General features: G+C 44.0%; 2 protein-coding genes. Both read right to left on the bottom strand.

The window, feature by feature from the left end:
• Positions 1-4615: type I polyketide synthase (locus ACKWCA_RS23810; RefSeq protein ID WP_413980759.1), on the bottom strand; the 4615-nt coding region annotated here is incomplete at its 3' end.
• A 732-nt stretch (positions 4616-5347) separates the two neighbouring features.
• The coding region (locus ACKWCA_RS23815; protein ID WP_413980760.1) for a phosphopantetheine-binding protein at positions 5348-5678 on the bottom strand (331 nt) is incomplete at its 5' end.

Raw genomic sequence — 5678 nt, forward strand, 5'->3', positions numbered from 1 at the left:
CCTTCAATTCGATAAGTCGGGGCAGGTTGTACGCCAACGAGGACCTGTCCATCTCATAGAGAAAGTACAATCGCCTTTGGGCGGCCGATAGATCGTAATAATCTCTTGAAGGGGCCTTTTGAACCGAAACATGTTCCATTGTAATGGGACCGGTACCGCCCGGTTCCGACAGAAGACCTGCCAAGCCCTTGATGGTGGGGTTCGTGAAAAAGTCCGATAACGAAAGGTTAACATTCAGCTCTTTGTTGATTCGCGCACTCAAGGTAAGTGCCTTCAGGGAATCCCCGCCGATCTCGAAAAAATCATCGTCTATATCAAAATCAGACCTCCCGAAAAAGTTGGCCCACATCCTTATCAGTAACTTTTCATTAGGGGACAGTCCAGAGATTACAAGTTCATCAACAGGGACTTCCTCAATCTCAACACCGGATATTGTTCCCTCCAACACCTTGTCCTTGCTTATCCAATCGTCCAGCCTTGGCTGAAGTTCTTTTGTCGAGACAACCAATTGGGGCAGCTCTTTTGGTGAAAGTGCATAACTTATCAGTTCCGGAAGCTCCCAGCCATTGATCTCCTCGCTCTGCCCCTCCCCGAAATCGATACCGTCAAAGTTTACCGATACCCAGTTCTGTAACCGTCCTTGCCTTTTATGAAATTGAACGAAGTAATCCATGAAGGTATTGGCCGTTGAATAAGCACCGAACCTCAGGCCGCCAAGAACCGATGCCAGCGAAGAGGTAAGCATGCAAAAATCAAGGTCCCTGTCCTTCAATGTACCATACAGGGTTCGAAGTCCTGATATTTTTGGAGAAAACTGCGCCTCGTAATCGGATCGTGATAAACGTTCTATCGCGTCCATCGAACTGCCGTTAACAACACCGGCCGCATGGAAGACACCATTAAGGGTACCAAAATGCCCCTCGCCTTGCTTCACTACTTCCAAGAACCTTTCGGTATCGGAAATATCGCAATCAAAATATAACACCTCGCCCCCTTGATCTTCGATGGACCTGATCTTTTTGAGCTTTTCACTTACCCCTTCAGGTGTATTACCGGCTCCTAGCATACGATCCCTATCACCCCTGGATGGTAAAGATTCCCTCCCCAGAAGTATCAACTTGGCCTTGAATTCCCTGCCAAGATATTCGGACACCGCATATCCGAACCCCCCAAGGCCCCCGGTAATCAGGTAAACGCCGCCATCCCTGAAAAGTGGCTTTGAAGCAGGCTCGGCCATCTTGACCTTCTCATAGACCTGCACCCACCTGCATGAGTTCCTGTGAGAGACAACCTTTCCCGGGCTGGCATCCATAATCTCGTTGAAAAGCTTTGACATAAAGGCCTTATCGATAGTCTCCGATAATGAAATATCGATATGGCCCGTCGTTATGGTCGGGTATTCCTGGCCGAGGACCTTTAAGAAACCAATAGCCAAGCTCTTAATGGGGGAGCAAGGGCCGCCCTTGTCCGTTATAGGATGGAGCCCATCTGTCAATACGGTCACTTCCTTCAGGGCGTTCTTATGTTCTTCAAGGGATTCGATCATGTTCAACAGACTATAGAAATAAAAACCCTTTAGCTCATCTTCGCCATCCCTATCGACCAAGTCCTCCCTTACGCCCAAACAATGCACGATCCGCTCCGGGAGCATATTGGCGGTACCCAGACTTTTGTATAACCGAAGGTAATCTTCCTTAACATTTGGATCGAGTATATATGTATTGGGCGTTTCCTGTTTAAAACCACTCCCGGGCCTAACGGTGACCACTTCCGTATTGTTTTGTGAAAAATGCTCGATGATCGATTCCCCGATACCTAGTCCATCTGAAAATACCAATGTTCGAAGATTGTCATCTAAGGCCATGGGTTTGGATGCCATTCCTGAAAGACGCCAAGTAGGGGCGTAAAACCAATCGGATAGCTCTTTCCTTTGCAAGGACTTGTCCGAGACCATATCCATGATCATAGCCTTTGCATCAACGTCCACGGGATATTTGGTCTTCTCGAATGAGTAGCCGGGAAGAGATACGTTATGACGGGTCTCCCCTTGGTAATAGCCTTCCCAATCAATTTCAACGCCTTGTTGCCAAAGCTTGCCCAATCCATTTGTAACAGAGAATAAACTGTCGTTTTTAGTGCCCAGAAGAGTGATGATTCTGTGACCGGGCCCTTTACCTGTATTGGACCCCACAAAAGAACCTAATGCTTTTCCAGGGCCTACCTCTACAAAACAGACTTCATCCCGGTTCATAAGGGAGCTTATACCATCCGAGAACCTGACCGTGCCCCGAAGCTGGCCGACCCAGTACCTTGGGTCCGAAATAGCGTCGTCCTTCGCCATCCTACCCGTAACGTTGGAGATGAAGGGAACCTGTTGGGAACCGAGCTTTATACCTGTAAAGGCCTGTTCAAATTCTACCAACATACCATCCATCATAGAGGAATGGAACGCATGCGAAGTATCAAGCTTCTTGTTCGTTATTCCCTCTCCATCCAACAATTCCTTAAACTTATCGATCGATGCATCTAACCCTGAAACAACACACGAGGTGGGACTGTTCACCGTGGCCAATGAAACCCCTTTATGCTTTTTAAGGTATGGCCCCAGATCCCCCTCGGAGACCAGTATGCCCAACATCGACCCTTTCTCCATATTTTGCATCAGTTCCCCTCTCTTTACAACAAGGCGCAAGGCATCCTCCAAAGTGAAGACGCCGCTCAGGCAAGCGGCCACATATTCGCCCAGACTATGGCCGATCATAACATCGGGACGTACCCCCCAGCTCATCAACAAGCGGGCAAGTGAATATTCTATCATGAAAAGCGCCGGTTGCGTATATTCCGTTTCATTGAGCTTACCTCCATCTTTTGAGAAAACAACAGATCTGATATCCTTGCCAGATTGACTAGACACTATCGAAAAACATTCCTCCATATGCTCCCTGAACACCTGCTCTTTCTCGAATAGCCCCAAACACATATTAACGTACTGGGAGCCCTGTCCGGGGAACATAAAGACCACGCTCTTTCTGCGAGAGGTCACCGGTAAGGGAACATGGTCCCCTGAAAAGGAAGACAGCGACCCGATAGCTTCTTCATGGCTTTTACAAACAAACGTACTCCGATAACCGAAAGGTTCCCTGCGGGCATTGAGCGTATAGGCGATATCCGACAGCTTCATATCCTCGTTATTCGATAGATGCTCCATCAAATTGGACACATTGCCCTTGAGCGCAACCGGTGTTTTGCCCGAGACGGTCAGCAATTGACATGCTCGGCCAGAAGAAGAGGCTTCCCGCATAGGGGCCTCCTCCAAAATCACATGGACATTGGTACCACCTATCCCCAAGGAACTAACCCCTGCACGCAAAGGGTGATCACCCCTGGTCCAATCCCTTAACTCCATGTTGATATAGAAAGGGGACCCATTGAAATCGATCTTCGGGTTGGGCTTTTCGAAATTGACGCTCGGTGGGATCTTCTTGTTCTTAAGGGCAAGTACCGCCTTGATAAGCCCCGCAACCCCAGAAGCCGTATCCAAATGACCAATGTTAGCCTTTACAGAACCCAAGGCGCAATAAGGAACTTCCGATCGGCCATAGGAACGATTCAAGGCCTCGACCTCGATAGGGTCCCCCAACACGGTACCGGTACCATGGGCCTCCAAGTAACCGACGCTCTCAGCCGGTATCTTTGACATCTTTAGGGCTTTCGTAATAACTTCAACCTGTCCCTTAACACTTGGCGCTGTATAGCCAATTTTGCTATTTCCATCATTGTTAATTGCCGACCCCTTTATAATCGCATGGATGGTATCCTTGTCAGCCAACGCGTCCTTCAAACGTTTTAGCACAACCACACCAGCTCCCTCGCCAAATATGGTACCACTGGCTCCCGCATCAAAGGGGCGGCAATGGCCGTCACCGGATTGAATAGAATTTTTTTGATAAAGATATCCTCTCTTGGAAAAATTATTAAGTGTAACGCCACCTGCTAAAGCCATCTTACATTCACCAAGTAACAAACTATTACAAGCTTCGTGTATCGCCGATAAAGATGAAGAACAAGCTGTTTGCAAAAACATAACTGGTCCATTCAGATTAAGTTTATAAGCTATCATCGAACTGAGGTGGGTAACACTACTCAACAATTGAGTAGTAATATCATCCACCAAACTTTTTTCTCCGTTTTTTAGCAAAGCATGAACAGTCCAACTTAATCCAGATGAACTCCCAGCGAAAAGCCCGATTTTATCGTCCGCCTTTCTCCTGCCGTAACCGGAGTCCTCAAGGGCATGCCAGCACACCTGGTGGAACAAACGCATTTGGGGATCCATCAGCTCTGCTTCGTTTGGTATGTAATTGAAGAACCCAGAATCAAAGTATTCTTTACTTCGCAAATATGACCCAAACCTTATGTACTTTGGATGTTCAATTGATTTCCTATCTTCCCCAGCATTGATTAGTTCTTCCTCACTAAACTCACCAATAGAGTTTTTACCACAGACCATATTATTCCAAAACTGTTGCACATTATCGGCCTCCGGAAACCTTCCCGAAAGACCAACAATAGCTATCTCAAACCCTGTAAAAGATTCAGCGTTATTTATTTTCATAACAATTAGTTATTTCACAAATTTTATTTGTGTTTTCTATAGAATATATTAACCTGTTAATTGGATTAAAAAATACACTAGGGCTTCAAAGACTCTGTTTCCCAAATAATCCTTATTAGGTCTCTTGATTAAATCAATTGACTAAGACTATATAATACTTTCTTGATTTTGCAATAAGTAAGAACAAAATTTATGGATATCTAATTTTGCATTACGCACCTATTTAGGAGGTCTTTTGTCCATTTTAAAACAATGGTTGGAATATGGATTACAGTATAAAGCGGTATATGAATACAATTAATCTGAACATAAAACATCCGACTATCCTTTATTAATATCTTCAAGTTCCAAGCTCTTGATCTATTAATCATATTTGTTTTTGAAATACTATTTTATCACTCTAAAGGACCTTCATCCCGTTTTAACGTTCTGTAATAAATATCCTATTAACCCATCTATTGGCTCTAAGCAAGAGCTACCAATATCAAAATTGAGATTAGAACCTTTAAATATTATAACTGAAGGATTATGAAGTTATAAGACAAACTATAGAAGAATTTCTCTTCTAAAGCAATTTAGGATGACATTATCGCAAATCAATATAATTTCACATAAGGATTTAAAGAACAATTTGAAAACTTTAACCGTTATACCCTTATTATGGTGTGGTTTGTAAATTTTTGATTAAGCGTACTATTTGGAGTTCCAAACAATTTTAGAAGGGTGTAAAATTTACTCATCACTCATATTAATCATATTTAGCATTTTATCTCTCAATTCAACTTCTTCAATCATTCGGGATTCAATAGAGTCCTCTTTATTCTCCAAGGCTAACATATTTGCTAATGATGCAATTGTTGGTAAATCAAATAAAATGGCTATTGAAAGTGATCGGTTAAAATTTTGATCTATTCGATCTCTTAATATCATAGTTTTCATAGAGTCACCCCCAAGGTCGAAGAAGTTGGTATTTACCCCTATGACTTCTTTATCCAGTTTCAAAAGATCACTCCATATCCCTATCAACTTTTCTTCTATTTCATTTGAAGGAGCTTCATAATCC

Origin of the sequence: Maribacter corallii, assembly GCF_047345415.1 — a bacterium.
In the GTDB taxonomy this organism is placed as follows: Bacteria; Bacteroidota; Bacteroidia; order Flavobacteriales; family Flavobacteriaceae; genus Maribacter_C.